The organism is Variovorax sp. PBL-E5 (assembly GCF_901827185.1).
Lineage (GTDB): Bacteria > Pseudomonadota > Gammaproteobacteria > Burkholderiales > Burkholderiaceae_C > Variovorax.
Map to the genome: position 1 here is coordinate 371,681 of NZ_LR594672.1, position 14,680 is coordinate 386,360.

15 protein-coding genes and 1 other RNA gene are annotated in these 14,680 nt (G+C 62.5%); 6 read left to right on the forward strand and 10 right to left on the reverse strand.

The genetic code is table 11. From position 1 onward, the window contains the following. Positions 1–195: 195 nt before the first annotated feature. Both WDLP6_RS29545 and WDLP6_RS29550 read left to right on the forward strand, forming a co-directional pair. Positions 196–1,068, forward strand: coding sequence for a DUF6694 family lipoprotein (locus tag WDLP6_RS29545; RefSeq protein WP_146039538.1), 873 nt, complete (start codon positions 196–198; stop codon positions 1,066–1,068). Positions 1,069–1,167: 99 nt separating this feature from the next. Further along, on the forward strand, positions 1,168–1,425 hold the full coding sequence (locus tag WDLP6_RS29550) for a hypothetical protein (RefSeq protein ID WP_068674242.1): 258 nt from the start codon (positions 1,168–1,170) through the stop codon (positions 1,423–1,425). 370 nt (positions 1,426–1,795) lie between these two features. Here the strand turns inward: WDLP6_RS29550 and WDLP6_RS29555 are convergent, their stop codons facing one another. The 5 genes from WDLP6_RS29555 to WDLP6_RS29575 all read right to left on the reverse strand — a co-directional run bounded on the left by WDLP6_RS29555 (position 1,796) and on the right by WDLP6_RS29575 (position 7,954). Beyond that, complete coding sequence (locus WDLP6_RS29555) at positions 1,796–2,695, reverse strand: hypothetical protein (protein ID WP_162570878.1); 900 nt, start codon at positions 2,693–2,695, stop codon at positions 1,796–1,798. Between the two features lie 203 nt (positions 2,696–2,898). Next, entirely contained in the window at positions 2,899–3,513 is a 615-nt protein-coding gene (locus WDLP6_RS29560) for a hypothetical protein (RefSeq protein ID WP_162570879.1), read from the reverse strand. Between the two features lie 607 nt (positions 3,514–4,120). Beyond that, complete coding sequence (locus WDLP6_RS29565; protein WP_162570880.1) at positions 4,121–5,557, reverse strand: HDOD domain-containing protein; 1,437 nt, start codon at positions 5,555–5,557, stop codon at positions 4,121–4,123. Next, on the reverse strand, positions 5,554–7,365 hold the full coding sequence (locus tag WDLP6_RS35410; protein ID WP_269475016.1) for a putative bifunctional diguanylate cyclase/phosphodiesterase: 1,812 nt from the start codon (positions 7,363–7,365) through the stop codon (positions 5,554–5,556). Before WDLP6_RS35410 ends, WDLP6_RS29565 begins: the two co-directional genes overlap by 4 nt. 334 nt (positions 7,366–7,699) lie before the next feature. Continuing rightward, positions 7,700–7,954 (reverse strand): hypothetical protein, encoded by a 255-nt coding sequence (locus tag WDLP6_RS29575; protein WP_162570881.1) that lies wholly within the window; start codon positions 7,952–7,954, stop codon positions 7,700–7,702. Between the two features lie 179 nt (positions 7,955–8,133). Between WDLP6_RS29575 and WDLP6_RS29580 the strand changes: the two genes are divergently transcribed. Further along, positions 8,134–8,358 carry a hypothetical protein gene (locus WDLP6_RS29580; RefSeq protein ID WP_068674230.1) on the forward strand — a complete coding sequence of 75 codons (225 nt, stop codon included), beginning with the start codon at positions 8,134–8,136 and terminating at the stop codon, positions 8,356–8,358. A gap of 161 nt (positions 8,359–8,519) precedes the next feature. Here the strand turns inward: WDLP6_RS29580 and WDLP6_RS29585 are convergent, their stop codons facing one another. Beyond that, positions 8,520–9,482, reverse strand: coding sequence for a hypothetical protein (locus WDLP6_RS29585; RefSeq protein ID WP_162570882.1), 963 nt, complete (start codon positions 9,480–9,482; stop codon positions 8,520–8,522). A gap of 299 nt (positions 9,483–9,781) precedes the next feature. Here WDLP6_RS29585 and WDLP6_RS29590 point away from each other — a divergent pair, with 299 nt between their 5' ends. Next, a complete protein-coding gene (locus WDLP6_RS29590; protein ID WP_068674226.1) occupies positions 9,782–10,087 on the forward strand; it encodes a S26 family signal peptidase in 306 nt (101 codons plus the stop codon). Between the two features lie 205 nt (positions 10,088–10,292). Beyond that, positions 10,293–10,646: a hypothetical protein gene (locus WDLP6_RS29595; RefSeq protein ID WP_068674224.1), complete on the forward strand. Its 354-nt coding sequence runs from the start codon at positions 10,293–10,295 to the stop codon at positions 10,644–10,646. Between the two features lie 124 nt (positions 10,647–10,770). Here the strand turns inward: WDLP6_RS29595 and WDLP6_RS29600 are convergent, their stop codons facing one another. The 4 genes from WDLP6_RS29600 to ssrA form a co-directional block, all read right to left on the reverse strand. Further along, on the reverse strand, positions 10,771–11,472 hold the full coding sequence (locus WDLP6_RS29600) for a hypothetical protein (RefSeq protein WP_068674222.1): 702 nt from the start codon (positions 11,470–11,472) through the stop codon (positions 10,771–10,773). 234 nt (positions 11,473–11,706) lie between these two features. After that, a complete protein-coding gene (locus WDLP6_RS29605) occupies positions 11,707–12,372 on the reverse strand; it encodes a hypothetical protein (protein ID WP_162570883.1) in 666 nt (221 codons plus the stop codon). Positions 12,373–12,986: 614 nt separating this feature from the next. Beyond that, entirely contained in the window at positions 12,987–13,487 is a 501-nt protein-coding gene (gene smpB / locus WDLP6_RS29610) for an SsrA-binding protein SmpB (protein ID WP_083944153.1), read from the reverse strand. A gap of 81 nt (positions 13,488–13,568) precedes the next feature. Next, positions 13,569–13,914, reverse strand: a transfer-messenger RNA (tmRNA) gene (gene ssrA / locus WDLP6_RS29615). A gap of 279 nt (positions 13,915–14,193) precedes the next feature. Between ssrA and WDLP6_RS29620 the strand changes: the two genes are divergently transcribed. Next, on the forward strand, positions 14,194–14,619 hold the full coding sequence (locus WDLP6_RS29620; RefSeq protein ID WP_068674216.1) for a hypothetical protein: 426 nt from the start codon (positions 14,194–14,196) through the stop codon (positions 14,617–14,619). The last annotated feature ends 61 nt before the right edge of the window (positions 14,620–14,680 follow it).

Consider the following 14,680-nt stretch of genomic DNA (forward strand, 5'->3'; position numbering starts at 1 on the left):
CTCCCTCAGTTCGACGGTGCCCTGGGGGGCGCAAGGCGACGGCGAACGCACATGCACGGCGCAACCGTGCCATTGTTCGCAAAGTCCCAACAAATGTGTCGACATGCAACAGCATTTAAAATAGACTGGCGTTCTCCCTTCGTCCTAAAACGAAGGGAGAACATAAACACAAATGATTCGAAGGACAGTCATCTAATGCGTTTCCGTATCGCGCTCTGCGCAGGATTTCTGATGGCCTTGGCTGGGTGCCAAGCGAAGCTGGACGCATCCAGCCCCGAGGCGCTCGATGCCTCCATCCCGAAAGTCGTGGACTCTGTGCCGGAATCCCAGCGGGCTGAACTCTCCGGGTACATCAAGAATTTGGTTCGTCCCGTCGGTGCCGCCCTGATAGTGGGCACTGCCGACAAGAACGTCGGAAATGCGATGTTCAATGAGGCCGCAAAGCATCTGGACGGACTCACGGCTGAGCAGATTTTCACAATGGCGCGCGAGTCCGAGGTTGCTGCCAAGAAGGCGCAGCAGGAGCGCGCGAGGTCCGATGCAGCAAGGCTGGTGAAGGAGGCTCAGGACAAGGTCGACCTTTTGCTTGCGGGCCAGGCTGCCTTCACCAAGGTGACCGTCACGCACGCAAAGCAGCCCGTTCAACAAGCCGGTGCCGGAATGGGCTCCTTCGTGGTTTTTGACGTGCTCAACGGGAGCGACTCGGCGGTGGAACGCGCCACCTGGGAAGTGACGTACGTCCGGACCACCGCCCAGCGTGTAGCCGGGGGCAAGTTCGTGCGGCAGTCCGCCCTCAACGAAGCGGGCTTTGCTGGAGTACCTGCAGGCCAAACGGTTCAGGTCCGACTGCCGGAATCCGCCGGGGCCTTCGGTGGCGAGGCCAAGGACTACCTGGAGACCGAAATCACATCGGTGAAGCTGATGAACTTCCAATCGGCAAATGGCGCCTTCGCGTCGGCCGACAATGAGCAACTCATCGGGCCAGCTCAGGCACGGCTGAAGGAAGCGCAGGAGACACAGGCCCGCGTCCTGCGCGACATCGACGAAGAGAACTCCATCAAGGGCTGAAAGAGCGACCGGGCGCTCACCGCGCGACGTCTCGTGCGTCGCACCGGCCGCGCGAGAGCCCCTGCGCCTGCAGTCGCGACCACGCACACTCCAAGAGCTATGAACCTCGTATCCCTCTCCGAAGCCAAGCCAGAAATCAAATGCGCAGAGCTGGAGCTTGCCCCCGACACCAAAGTGATGTTCTCGTACGGGCGTCCGGCGGCGGCACTGCTCCCAGACCGTGGCTACGTCCGTGTCGACCAGGTCATCTCCAAGACGACCGAGCGGCATATCGCCGAATGGGTCGGCGCCGAGGCATCCGAGCAGGTCTCACAGGACTTCTTGGATGGTCTCCTTGCCGGTACGGCGAGGTGCTGACCAAGTGTTGAGGGTGAAGACTATTGCAGCAGCATCTGCGCTCGCGCTGTGCTGCGCGAGTGCTTTCGCAGACAAGCCAACGGTTATCGTCCCAGGGGACTGTGGGCTCTGGGTCAAAACCAAGTCGCCTGCCTACCGTGACACGATGTCCGGATGGCTGCTGGGGTACCTGTCCGGGCTGAGCATGAGGCACGAGCCTCCGAACGACCCACTCGCGGACCTATCGCCCGAGCAGGCGAACCTTTGGATGGACAAGTTCTGCCGAGAAAACCCGCTGAGTAATCTGCAGATTGGCGGAAGTCGACTTTTCAGCGAACTCGACCGGCTAGGGCCCCGCACAAAATAGGGGACTGTCCCTTCCTGCTCAGCTTCAGTACCGCGAGGGGAGGACGATGCTGTTGGCAACTTGCTGGCAGAGGGGCTTCACGCCGGTGTAACCGCTCGCCGCCTTTCTTGCGTCGCCCTTCGTCGCACCGGCCATGCACTGCAGGCTGATGAAGTAGTCCCCGTAGAAGATGCCGTACATCTCAGCCCGCATGGCCAAGTCGATGCCCGCTCGGTCCTGAGCCGAGTCGTACTCGACAACGAATGCCGGCTGGCCTTCGACGGTGACAGCCTTCGCGGCGATGAACGTCCCGCCCTCGGGAATCATGGCCTTGACCTCACCGTTGCGCAGCGACTCCGCGACGTCTGCCTTGGTCACGCGTTCGCCGCCAATCGTTTTCACCAGCAGGAGGATGGTCTCCATGCCGGTGCCGTTGGCACTCGTCCATTTCCGAACGATGTTCGGCCGATAGCCCTCCTCGCCCTTCCATGACTTCGGCATCTGCATGTCCAGGCGCAACCCTTTAGCCTTTGGGTGGCCGGTTGCGCTGTAGGACTGCCTGAAGCCGTTTACGAACTCACGAGCTGGCGTTTCCTCGTACTGCGCTGCCAAAATGAACTCGAGCTCCGGGCTTGGAATCTTACCTGCGGCGCGGTCATTGACGAGCTCCAGAAAATCGGTTGCCTGCTGCCGCGTGATGCCTTCAATCTGCTTCGCGAGCATCGGGTCGAGCTTGCTACGCCAGGCGGCGGGCTTTCCAATCGAGGCCATGGCCTTCTCCAGGCGCTCTTCGAGGCGGGGGAACTTCGCCGAAAAGTTCAAGCCTGCCAGCTGTACCTGCTGGTGCAGCTCGGGAAACACTCGGTCAATGTATTCGAGGCTCAGCCGTTGGCCATACACGAAGCCATACGACCGGCCGAAGCCCTTGGAGGCCTCGTCGTTCATGTTGAGCGCAGAGGCAGTCGGGCTCAAGAGCAGGGCGCACAGCAGCTGTGCTGCAACAGCGAGGGAAGGTCTGACGCGGGGCACTGGTTCTCCTCGTTGGCGGCCGTCCGCGGTGGCTCTGCGGCGCGGCCATTCTTGTTAAAGGGCGAGTGCACTCTACAGCGCGCGGCCCGCCATGCAGCCCTTGCGGCGAAAAATTCCCCCTATTCGTGCCGTGCCTCACGGTTCGCGCGCTGCCCGGTTCGCCCGGCTGCGCCAGCCTTGCTGGCCTCCCATCTCTCGACCACCTCTTCTCCAAACTGGTGTGACGCAAGGAAACTCATGCGGCAGAAGTGGCTCGGCGCTGGTACAACAAGGCCAGGCCATCCCCGTCGCTCAAAATACTCCCGCGCCTTGCTTCCATGGGGAATGATGACCTCAGGCTGGATGAACTCCAACAGAAACTCGAACAACGACGTGTCGCGGTCCGAACGCGCGCGTCCGCGCGCGTCGGGGGAGGGGACGTTGTAGAGGTTGGTGACAAGGCATCTCTCCCCGCCCACCACTTCCAGAAAAGGCTCCATCCGGCTGCGCGTCGTGCTCATCGCCGTTCGCTTGCCGGTGGACCGACGGTAAGCGCGGTAGTCCTCGAGCCACTTGCTTTCAAGGAACCCATGGCCGGATTTCCAGTGCTCCCAGAACGGCGTGGCCATCGACGTCGCTGGATTGAAGCCAACGACGAAACAGTTGCATTCGACCGGGTTTCCGTCGCAAGTTAAGGGACGCGCGGTGGAGTTGCGTGGGAGCTTGCGCAGTAGCCGCCGCTCGAAATCGTTCAAGCGTGCGATGTCAACGGCAGAATGTGCGCGGAGCCGGGAGCGTGTGGACATGCCCGGCAGTATCTCGCAGCGCCGAACTGACGACAAGGAGTGCCCGCCCGAGCCGCTGGCAGTAGAAGAAGCCATACGGGCGAATGAAGCCCTTCGTCGCGGCATCGCTCGTGTTGAGGGGCGGGAGGGCTTCCCAAACTCTGACGCCAAAGAAAAGCGCCCGACTGTGTCGGGCGCGGAAGGATGTGCGCCGGTCCAGCGCTGGTCAAAGGCCGGCGGAGACGACGGAGCTCGAGGTGTCGAACGACCAGCCGCATCCCGCGCAAGCGTAGCCTGCGACGTTCGTACGACCAGAGCGGCCGCTGTAGGGGTTCATTTCGAGGTCGCACTCGTCACAAATCGGATTGCCGCTGAGGCTCTCGAGGCCATATGGCCCCTGACGAGTCGCTGCGGGAGCGGGGGATGCGGGGGTGGTCGCTTGAGTCATGAGAGGTGTCATGTTGAGTGGTCCTGCCTCCTATAGCGAACGCAGCGTCACCGAGCACTATAGGGGACCTGGTGTTCCGCCTGGCTCCGCGAGTGGCGACCCGCGGAGCTTCAAGTAGCCGCCCGCGCTTCAAGCGGGCTGCTGGCTGCGCTGAAATCCCCTTCCGATTTCTCCGACGAGGTCGTACAGCGTAGCCAACTCCTCGCCGGTGAATGGGATACCGCAGGCTGCAGAGCCCCAGTCACCGCAGACCACCGCGACGCAGCGGTTCTTGATGAACACCGGGACAAGAACCAGAGATTTAGTGTCAGGGAAGGCCTCGCGGTACCAGCGCGGGACCCGGTGCGCAATCTCAGGGCGCTGCGAGTCCTCCAGGTGCGTCGGTCGCTGGGCGGTCGTCGCAAAGTGGAAAACGTCCGGCACAAAGCCTTCCTCGAAGGACAAGCAAGCGAGCCGCTCCCGCATGCCCGGCCCGAAACCGATGCGCGCGCTGAAGCGCTTCGCCTGGGGGTTCAGGAGCATCAGAAAGCAGTGCGTGAAGTTCATTGCCCCCATGGTCGATTCAATGACGAGCGGCACCAGTTCGGAGACCGGATGGTCCGTGGCCGCAGCCTGGACTTCCTTGAGGTTCCGCAGTAGCCGGCAGTGCGCGTCGAGCGGCTTGCCCGGCGCGTGGCGTCGCTCGACTTCCGCTGCAGCCTCGTCCTCGTGACGCGCCTCCCTCAAGTTTTCTACCTTGAGCCTTGCTGCCTCGACGGCCTGCTCCTGGAGGCCGAGGGCTTCCGCGTGCCGCCCGAGCAGCTCCGCCACCTCGTCCGCGTCCCCGCCACGGGTCACCAGCGCGGCGGCCTGCGCCGACACCTCAGCCATCGCGCCGAGCCAATTCGTGTGGGACCGAGACACCGTCTCAGCGTCCGTGGCGTTTTGCGTCATGGTGGCCGTGATGAGCGGTGGCATGCGCCACTTCTGCGCCGCGGCGCGCGCAATCTCCTCGAGCGTCACGCCCAGCACGTGATGGCATGCCATGCTCTCGCTCTCGGAGACCCCACCGGACATGGCCTGAATGCGCGCCCATTCCTCCGGGTAATAGAAGACGAGCAACAGCCGGCTGAGGTGATGCATGAGCGTGCACACGACGAGCTCTTCGCCTTGGTTGATGCCTTGTGAGGCGCTGAGGGTGCGCGCGAACTCGCCCGCGAGAATCGCCCGCTCGAGCTCCTGCGCGGTGTCTGGACGCCGAGCCGCAGCGCCGGCGAAGTTGTCGAGCAGCTGAAGGCCCAGGGCCAGGTGCCCGACGGCATCGACTCCCAACACCATGATGGCGCGGGACACCGTCGTCACCCCGCCACCGAATGGCGCATACATGGCGGAATTTGCCAGCCGAATGACCTTCTGCGCCAGCGAGAAATCGGTCAGCACGCTCTCTGCCAACGTGCCGACGTTGGCGTCGGCGCCCAGCGCTGGAAGCAGGTTGTCGAGCGAAACCTGAAGGGTCGGAAAGTCGCCCTGCTGCTGCATGCGGGCCCAAAGCGTCTCGAAGAAACGCGCCTTGGTGAGTTTTGTCATGCTTGGTGGTCCTTCGAATCCTGACGGCAAGCGTGGAGCTTTAATGCGCCCGATGTGATGGCTTGTTCGAGTTGCGCGGCCGGCAGGGCCTTGGAGTGGTGCCAGCCTTGGCTGAAGTCGCATCCGTGTTCCGAGAGCAGCGCGCACTGTTGGGCCGTCTCAACGCCTTCTGCGACCGACATGAGCCCGAGCTCCCGGGCGAGCGACAGAATGGCGAAGACGATGGTCCTGCTGGGGCCCGACTGGAGCATCTCGGCGACGAAGCTTCGGTCAATCTTGAGGGCCTGCAGCGGAAACTGCTGCAGGTAGGCCAGGCTCGAGTAGCCCGTGCCGAAGTCGTCGACCGCAAACCGCACCCCGGCCTGCCGAAGTTCGCTTAGCAGCCGCCCGGCATGCTCCGGGTCGGCCATGAGCGCGCCCTCCGTGATTTCAATGACCAGCCGCCGGGCATCGACGCCCGACAGCGCGATGGCACGTTTGACGCTTTCGACGAACGCGGGATGCTGAAACTGCACTGGGGACACGTTGACCGAGATGTACTTGAAGTGCAGGCCCATCGAGTCCCAGTGGACAAGCTGGGCGCAGGCGCACCGAAGCGCCCAGTCACCCAGGAAATTGATGAGGCCGTTGTGTTCCGCCAGTGGAATGAACGTCGACGGCGGAATCAAGCCATCAGGTCGCTCCCAGCGCATCAGGGCTTCGAGGCCCCAGACCTCGCCGGTGGACGGCGCACAGATAGGCTGGTACTGCAGCGAAAATTCGCCGTTCTGTACGGCGTCGAACATGTTTTGCTCGAGCGCGAACTGCACCTGCTGCTTCCGGTCCATCTCAGGGGTGAACACTGCGACCCGGTTCTTCCCCTGGGCCTTCGCCTGGTACATCGCGATGTCCGCGCGTTTCATGAGCGAGGACTCTGTCAGGTCCGGGTCGTCGCCGGAGAGGGTCAACCCCAGGCTCGTGGTCACCCGCAGCTGGCAGCCGGCCAAGTGAAATGGCTTGCGCAGCGTAGCGACGACGCGCTCCGCGAGCTCGATAGCGACCTTGGCCTCGCCGGCGCCAGGCAACAACAGGACGAACTCATCTCCGCCCAGGCGTGCCACGATGTCCGAGGTGCGGACTGCCGCCTTCAGTCGCGTCGCGACTTCCCTCAGCAGGCCGTCGCCCACGTCGTGCCCCAGCGAGTCGTTGATTTTCTTGAACCCATCCAGGTCGAGAATGGCAACGGCGAACTGGCTCCTGTTTCGAACCGCCGTCAGGATGTGCTCAGAGATGGCCTTGCGCATCAGCGCCCGATTACCGAGGCCGGTGAGCGGGTCCGCCATGGACTCCTCCTTGAGGCTCTCCTCGGCCAAAACCCATCCCGAAACGTTGTAGCCGAACAGAATGAAGCGCTTGAGGCCGTCCGGCGTGGGGTCCGGGCGTATGGTGACCTCGAGCCAGACGCTCTCGGGCAATCCGCCGGTGAACCGAAGCCGTGCGTGCTCATCCGTCGAGCGCGCCCAGGCGTTTCGCAGCAAGCCCGACAAGATGTCTCGGTGGTCAGGCGCCACGATGTCCGAAAGCGACGCGCGCAGCAGGTGCTCTTTCGGATAGGCGAGCAGTTCGGCCGAGGCGTCGCTCGCATGGAGGATGCGCCCACCCGAATCGATGTAGATGGCTAGCGCCCCTGAGGCGTTCAGAATTGCTTTCAGGTCTCGCGCGTCGCACTCTGCCTGAGGTTCGGGCTCAGGCGCGACAACGCGGCCGAAGTTCGCCGATAAGGCGGCTTCGATATCCAAAAACATCGGGCTCTTTTTGCTTCTGTGCATTGAGGTCTTGTGTCCTGTACTCAAGTCGCCCCAAGGCGCGGGAGGCACTCTGGTGGCGGTCAAGACCTGTAGTGAAGAGCCACGTTTTATTAGCGTATAGGTAGAAAGTGTCGGGTTTAGGCGTGTGCGCACCTGCCGCGAAGGGGCTGCAGAACACGGGCCGATGCCAAGAATCTCGGTGTTGGCGACAGCGGAAGGCGCGCCCTCCTCCCCACACGGCACGCGGGGCGTGGGACGTCGTTCCAAGAGCGCTGCGTCCTTGCTGGCAGCTGCGTCGCCGGCCTGGGGTCTCAATGAAAACGCCCCGAGGTAACCGGGGCGTTGTGAAATCAGGCTAGGCGATGTGATACCGAAGGTGGTGAGGCAACGCCTCTACGGCTTCCCAGTACCTGTTGCTTCCGCCGAGGAGTTCCTTGATGGCGTTTTGCTCGCTCTCTTCGTCCGGAAGCACAAGATAGTCGTCTCCGTGGTGGTCTCCGAAGATGAGCTTGACGCCGGCGGCGGCCGCTAGGTCGCGGACGAAGCTACCAGGTGCTATGGCGCCCTTGCAGAGCGAGGCGGGGAGGCTGAAGCGAATGAAGCCAGGCACGGTTCTCCTGTTCGCTGTGCGCAGTTGGACTATTCGGTATAGCCCTCTGACGGCGCGAAGGTCTTAAGCGCAGACCAGGTGCGTTGTGTAAAGTGCACGCGACCCGCTTCTTTTAGGGCGCCTGGCCATGCGAATGAGTACGTTCGGGTTACCATTCGCTTATAAGTCGGAGGTGCACCATGAATATCTACCCCACCCGCAGGCAGGCGACAGGCGTGGCTCGCAATTTCAGCAAGACAGCGCGCTGCGTAGTCGTCGTCTACAAAACGCCTGAAAACAAGTACGCCGCGGCGAGGTCAACCGAGCCCGTTGCCGGGCAAATCGACATCGTCTTTCGAGACGGGTACGAGGTGCGGTCGCTTCTCACGCTCTCCGGACAAGCGGCAGCCGCGCTTCGACGGTAGGCGCGAGCTCGCCGCCAGCAGAAAAAGGCCCCTTCGGGGGCTTCTTTTTTGGAGGGCCGGCAACGCCTGGCCAAAAGAGGAGCCCGCGTTCCGAAGAATGCGGGCTCGAAAGAAGATTGTCAGGGTCTCAGAGCTTTAGGCCTGAGGCCGAAAGGTCGGCTTCAGCCAAGGTTCCCTCGAAGCTCCTCGAGGTCGTCGTCAAGTACCTGCCAAGCCGTCACGTCGTTGGCCTTCACCTGGCGCACCTCAAGCCATTCGGAGTCAAGAAGCTCGCTTTCGATGCGAACTCGGACTGTGGCGCTTCCTACGTCGGCTGGCACCTCGCCGATGGCCTTTACCAAGCCGGTGGAGAGGTTCACGGCCGCTTCGACCGAGTCGCCGTCTTCGTCTGGATAGACCCAGCTGAGGGTGACCCAGGCCGAAGTGGCCTTGCCTTCCGCGGCGGTTGTTTCCGACTCGACGCCCTGCTGGATGAACCGCATGCACCAGTCAGCCTGATGAGCACGCGACATCGCCTGCATCTTCGCTCCGTAGTGTTGCCCCACCCATTCGGCGATGGTGTCCCAGAGCCCTGGGTTATCGTCGATAACCGCCAGCACCAAGCGGTGCCATTCCACATCTGGCATCCGCACGCCGAGCTCACAGGTGTCGCCAGAGTCGTCGCGCGTATCGACCGTCTCAGCGGAGTAGGCCTTGGCTTGGCTCAGGAGGAAGCGGTTGCGGTAGAACACTTCGGGCTCCTGGAGGTACACGGGGATGCCGTACTTCTGGATGCGAGGAATGCGGGCCTTCTGGGAGACGAGTTCAGCGCTCGGCGCGAAGTCGAAGCTGTTGGGCAGCTGATATTCGCCGGCCTCGTCCAGTGCAAGTCGTTCGAGGCATCCGATGTCGTCCTCGACCAGGTACAGCGTCCGCGTCGCCCACTTCGTGGTGACCGGTGCCGCCGGAGCCTGTTGCGATGCCTCGCTCTTCTGCGACTTGGCGAAAGCGTGCGGGTGCTTGCCCTGCGCCTTCAGGTAGCTGGCGCGCAGCGCTGCATGGGGCACCTTGATGCCATGGTCCACGTCGAGCGCGCGCTTGATTGCCTGGACCACTTGGGTCACTTGTTGGTTGTCTGTCGTCATTGCGATTTCCTTTGGATTTGCGCCTGGGGCGCCGAAAGTCTCCGAAGAGACCTGATTTCCGCTTTGTCCTTCGACGTCCTTTGGCGCAAGCCTTAGGAAACGTGGTTCGAAAGTTCGTTGCCGAAGCAACGCCTTGTCTTCTCCCGCCGGTGAGGCGACCCGTTGTGGGCGCGGAGAGATGGGCGCAAGGTGGCCTAGAACCCGTATAGGTAGCCTGCGGTGGGCTGCAGCCCTATTTAATGTTGCCGACATCGCGTTGCGGGTTGTGGCGGTGACGCCGCCGCCCGCCCGATAGCACCATGGGCTGGGCCGCGCCTTACATCGAGAAGCTTCGAGCAGGCGAGGTCGTATCTTTCCGGCCGCGCGGCCACTCGATGCGGCCCCACATGCGAAGTGGCCAGCTCGTCACCCTCGAGCCCATCCTAGCGGGCAGCGCGCCTGGCGTTGGGGACATCGTGCTCGCGCGTGTACGCGGGGCCGACTACCTGCATTTCATCGGCGCCGTGCGGGACGGGCAGGTGCTCATTGCCAATGCCCATGGGCACGAGAACGGCTGGACGGCCCGAGAACGCGTTCTCGGCAAGGTCTGCGCCGTCGTCGAGTAGCGCACAGCGAACGGCAAACGAACCGGAAGGTTTGGCGGCACGGGCGAGGCTCCAGTCGGCATCAAGCCGTTGATTTCATTGCGCTTTCTTGCCCAGTGGGACCGACCAACGAACCGGCAACCCGAACGCGCGAAAGTAGGCCGCGTCCTGGCCGTCCACGGGATTCGCTAGACGGCTTAGGACCTCACCACGCAACAGGAGCGACATGCCAACACCTACCAAATCTCAGCGCCTCTTCAGCGAGCTCGCAACTGACAACAACTGGTCCGCCGAGCTGCAGGGCCAGGTCGCACTGGCTTTTCTCCACCAGGACCCCGAAGCCATGGACCGGTTCTCCGCCTACGTTCTGGAGCAAGTCAACATCGCCCTGGTTCCAGACGACTTCAGCCACGAGGCGCTCAGTGTTCAAGGCTACCGAGTGCAGCTCGGCGCCAACGGCTACACCTGGATGCGCCTCGGCGACGCCCAGTGGCAGTCGAACTACAGCTACCCGAGCGAAGACATCGCCTGGCGCAGTGCCCACGTCGACGCTGTCGCCGAAGGCCTGGTTTCCGCCTAGGCTCACCGCGCATCTCTGATTTCACCAGCCCCGTCCATTTGGACGGGGCTTTCTCTTCGCCGGTCGGGTCAACGGCACAAGGAAAAAAAAGACCGCCGGCGAGGGCGGTCTTCAGAAGTAGTTTTTAACGTGCCAGCCCAGGGATACGTCCCGTGCGGGGGCACGCCTCGAACTGGTTCGGGGTGGTGCGGATGCCCTTGTGCTTCTTGGGTCCGTAGGCCTCGATGCCGAGAGCGGCACAAGCCTTTGGCGTCCTCAGGGCCACGAACCCCACCATGCCGACAAGGTCGGTTGGTGCGTAGTCCGTTTCTTCGAACTGGCGCTTGCCGTTGAGCAACGCATGTGGCTGTGCCGGGTCGAACACAACCACGGTGCCTGGCTTAAATGGCACCTCGATGTCCATCTCGCCAAAACGCACCGTCCGCTCGGGCGGTCCTTCGATGCACCAGGCGCCGAAGATACCGTTCGAGTAGGGCATGTCGTGGTGGTAGGGCAAGCCGCCGCCGACGATAGCCCCGTAGTCTGTTGACAGGTAACGGATGCTGCGCTCGCCGAGGACTGGTTGGAGCACCGAACGCAAGAGGTTGCGGATGACAAGGCTGTTGGTTTCGCCGAGGTCCTCCAGTTCGAACTCGCTGACCTTGCTCAAGCCGAGCTTCTGGACGAGCCGTGCGGCGCGCCCGTTTGCCCAGTTGCCAACGAGTGACGGCGGAGCCTCTCCGACCAGGACGTTTCTGGCGGCAAGGTACTTGGGCGTGGAGGTATCCGACCTGTTGCTGCTCCAGAGGTAGCGGAAGGACGGGTGTGCTGAAGTCAAGGTTTGCATGAGATGAAATGTCGGTTGGCCTGATGGGTGTAGCCATCTGCCGTCAAGCTCATCTCCGACCGTTGTACATTGCACAGCAGCCGCTGTAGATTCCACAACAGCGCAGCCGTGGCCGCTTCGGCCAGGACATCAGGGCTTCGCCGAGGAGCCACGCTCTTTCTTACCGGGCACCGCCGAGGGGCAAAAAGAACCGCCTGGAGTGTTAGCTCCAGGCGGGAATCAGCGGATATCCGCTCAGGCAGTTATGCCCAGCATTGCTGGACTCGCCACGCTCAGCTCGGGGAAGCGATGCGGGTGGGCCTGCATCAGAGCGAGACGCTCTAGAGCGTCGACTTCATCGATGCACCACTCGAGCACACCGCTGCTGCCTTGCTTGTCCTTTCCCTCGACAGCCCATGTCGCCGAGGCACAATCGCAGCCCAGCCCTCGGTACACGTAGTCTGGGTAGTCGAACAACGCCGTGGCGTTGCGAGACACTGCGAACTCTTGGAGCGTGTCGTTGAGGACCAGCACCAGATGCACCAGGTGGCGCATCTCACGCACTGAGGCAGTGTCAATGTCCAGCTGCACGATGTACACGTTCGCGACCGAACCGAAGTCGTCGTCACGGGCGCAGCCGACTTTCTGAATCACGACGTCCGCGGGGAAAAACGTCGCATTCAGCTCGTCGATTGTTTCGGCGTAGCGCTCGACGGCCGCGAGTTGCTCAGGAGAGTAGCCGTCTTCGAAGCAGAAAGATTGCACAAAGACGATTTGTCCGTTGACGCAGCCGCCGTGCCGTCGGATGAACCGGCGAATCGCGCGACCGTTGTTGCCTTGCTTGTTATCAAGAAGCTTGTAGGCCTCGCGAACGACGCCAGCGACCTCGAAGAGCAGATTGGAACGAGAAGAGAGTGCCATGGATGGCTCCTATAAGAGTTGACCTACCTCGTGTAGAACCAGCCCCCGTGCCGCCACCCCGCGTGGCGAAGTGAGTGTGCTGCGCTCTTAGAACCCGAAGGCCTCTGCTCACAAGCCTGGTCAGCAGGAAGCGGCTTCGCCTTCCCCATCCGACGGATTTCCGCCAACGGACCCCTTGTGGCTGCGCCCGCGTCCAGGGTTCTGGCGCAGGGAAGAAAGACCCGCACAAGGCGGGTCTCGAGGGAGGGGAGGGACTAGCTCTGGGGGTCCGCGCCGTCGACTTGGTCACCGGACGGGCGTCCGTCTGGCGCGACTTCTTCAGGCGCAGCTTGCGGCGACTCTGCGCGAGAAGTCAGGCCGCCAGGTTTCGCGGAGCAGTCTGCAGGCGGAGTGGAACAGGTCTTGGCGCACGAACCTGCGACGGCGCAGGCAGCAACGGCCGACGCGATTGCGATGGTCCGGGTAGGCAGAGCAGATGGTTGGCACATAGTTGGGAGCGGGTTGGTTGTCCTCCTGCGTATAGCCAGCCAATCTCGCTCCCGTGCGCGCTTGTGTACCAGAGGGCCCCCGGGCTCGCAAAGCCGTTGGCCCTATCTCCCGCGTTCCGTTTTCGGCTATGCCGCCTTCAGCTCGCGTGCGAGGTCACGCTGTTGGTCACGTTGACGAACCGTATCGCGCTTGTCGTGCAGCTTCTTGCCCTTGGCCAAGCCGATGTTCAGCTTCAGCTTGCGTGTGTACGTCAGGGCGAGCGGCACAACGGTGTAGCCGCGCTCGTCCACGCGGCGCTCGAGCTTGCGCAGCTCAGCCTTGTTGAGCAACAGCTGCCGAGGGCGGGTGGGTTCCAGCTCTTCCAGCAGACCCTTGCGTGCTTGTGCCAGGGGGGTGATGGTGAGCGACTCGACGAAGGCCTCTCCGTCCTTGAGGCGGATGAAGGCGGAGCCGCCATTGAACGTGGCCTGGCCGGCCAGGATGGCCTTGACCTCCCAGCCGCGCAGCATGAGGCCGGCTTCGAAGGTGTCTTCGATGAAGTAGAGGTGTCGCGCCTGGCGGTTGTCCACGACCGTCCGAGTTTCGCGCTGTCGAGGTCCGCTTTGTGCGGGGTTTGGTGCAGTCACGATGGAATCCTTGAGAGGAGGGCGGCGCGTGAGCGCGCCAGAGGGTCAAACGCCCCGATGCACGTGAGTACATCGAGGCGCCGGCAAGCCGCATTGCTGCGGCTCACAAAGGCTTAGGTTACAGGGTGCCTTTAGACCCCGGCCTGCTTAAGCAGCGAGGCGGAAATTGCTTTCATTGGCAATTGTCATGTCGTTCTGTTCTACAAGACCTAAGCCTTGCCGGGTAGTCCCAACCCGCGTTGCCGCCTGCACTTCCGCCCGTCTTCGAATCCAGGTCACCCCCATCAACAAACGCCTCATCTAAAGCGTTTCTTGGTGGAAGTGTGGGGAATCGAACCCCATTTAGACACGTTTCCGATTCAGAGGATATACAACGATGTCGTCAGTATAGCACATCGCCACAAGCGCAGCAAGCAGCTGAGGCTTTTAAACTCGACGTTTCGTTGGTTCAGCATATAGGCGACGCGACCAAGTCAGAGCGCTAGGGCGCGGAACGCTATTGGCAGCCAAGAGCTCGCGCACGCGGCGTGGGTCGTCGCGGTCTCAAGCCCATATTTTGGCGAGTCGTCGCCTGCTGCCAGCGTCGCAACAGGATGAACCTGCCGCCCGTCGAGCGCGGCTTTCATTTTAGCGGGGCGCGTGCCTCGCCCCTTGGTGCCAGGTCCGTTCCTACACGAGGGAGGACCACTTCACACAGGACACTCACATGAAGAAGACCAAGACGCTCGGGCTCACCGTGCTCCGCAAAGGCGACCGCGAGCTGATGGCAAAAGGCGTTGAAAAACTCGTTCGCGACTGCGGCGCAACCTCCACCCGGCGCGAAGGCGGCGAGTACCCCGGCCCGCGTGGAATTCACGTTGAAATCGACACGCCTCGCGGCCTGCAGGTGACCGTCTACTTCAACGGCTACTCCAGCCAACCGGACGTCTACGTGCTCTCCTGGCACATGGACCTCGAATCGGATGACACGCTGAGCCCGGCTATCTTTGGCGGCAACGTGAACCCCCACCATTTCCGCAAGGCCACCTACGTGGCGCACGGCTACGACGACCTCTGCGAGAAGCTCAGGAAGGGCCTCGACATGGCCATTTCCGGCGTTGCGTTCCGCGAACGCGAGCTCGAACCGGCGTAACGCTCGGCTCCGCTGACCTCCTTCAGGCCTCTTCCAATTTGGAGGAGGCCTTTCCTTTTCT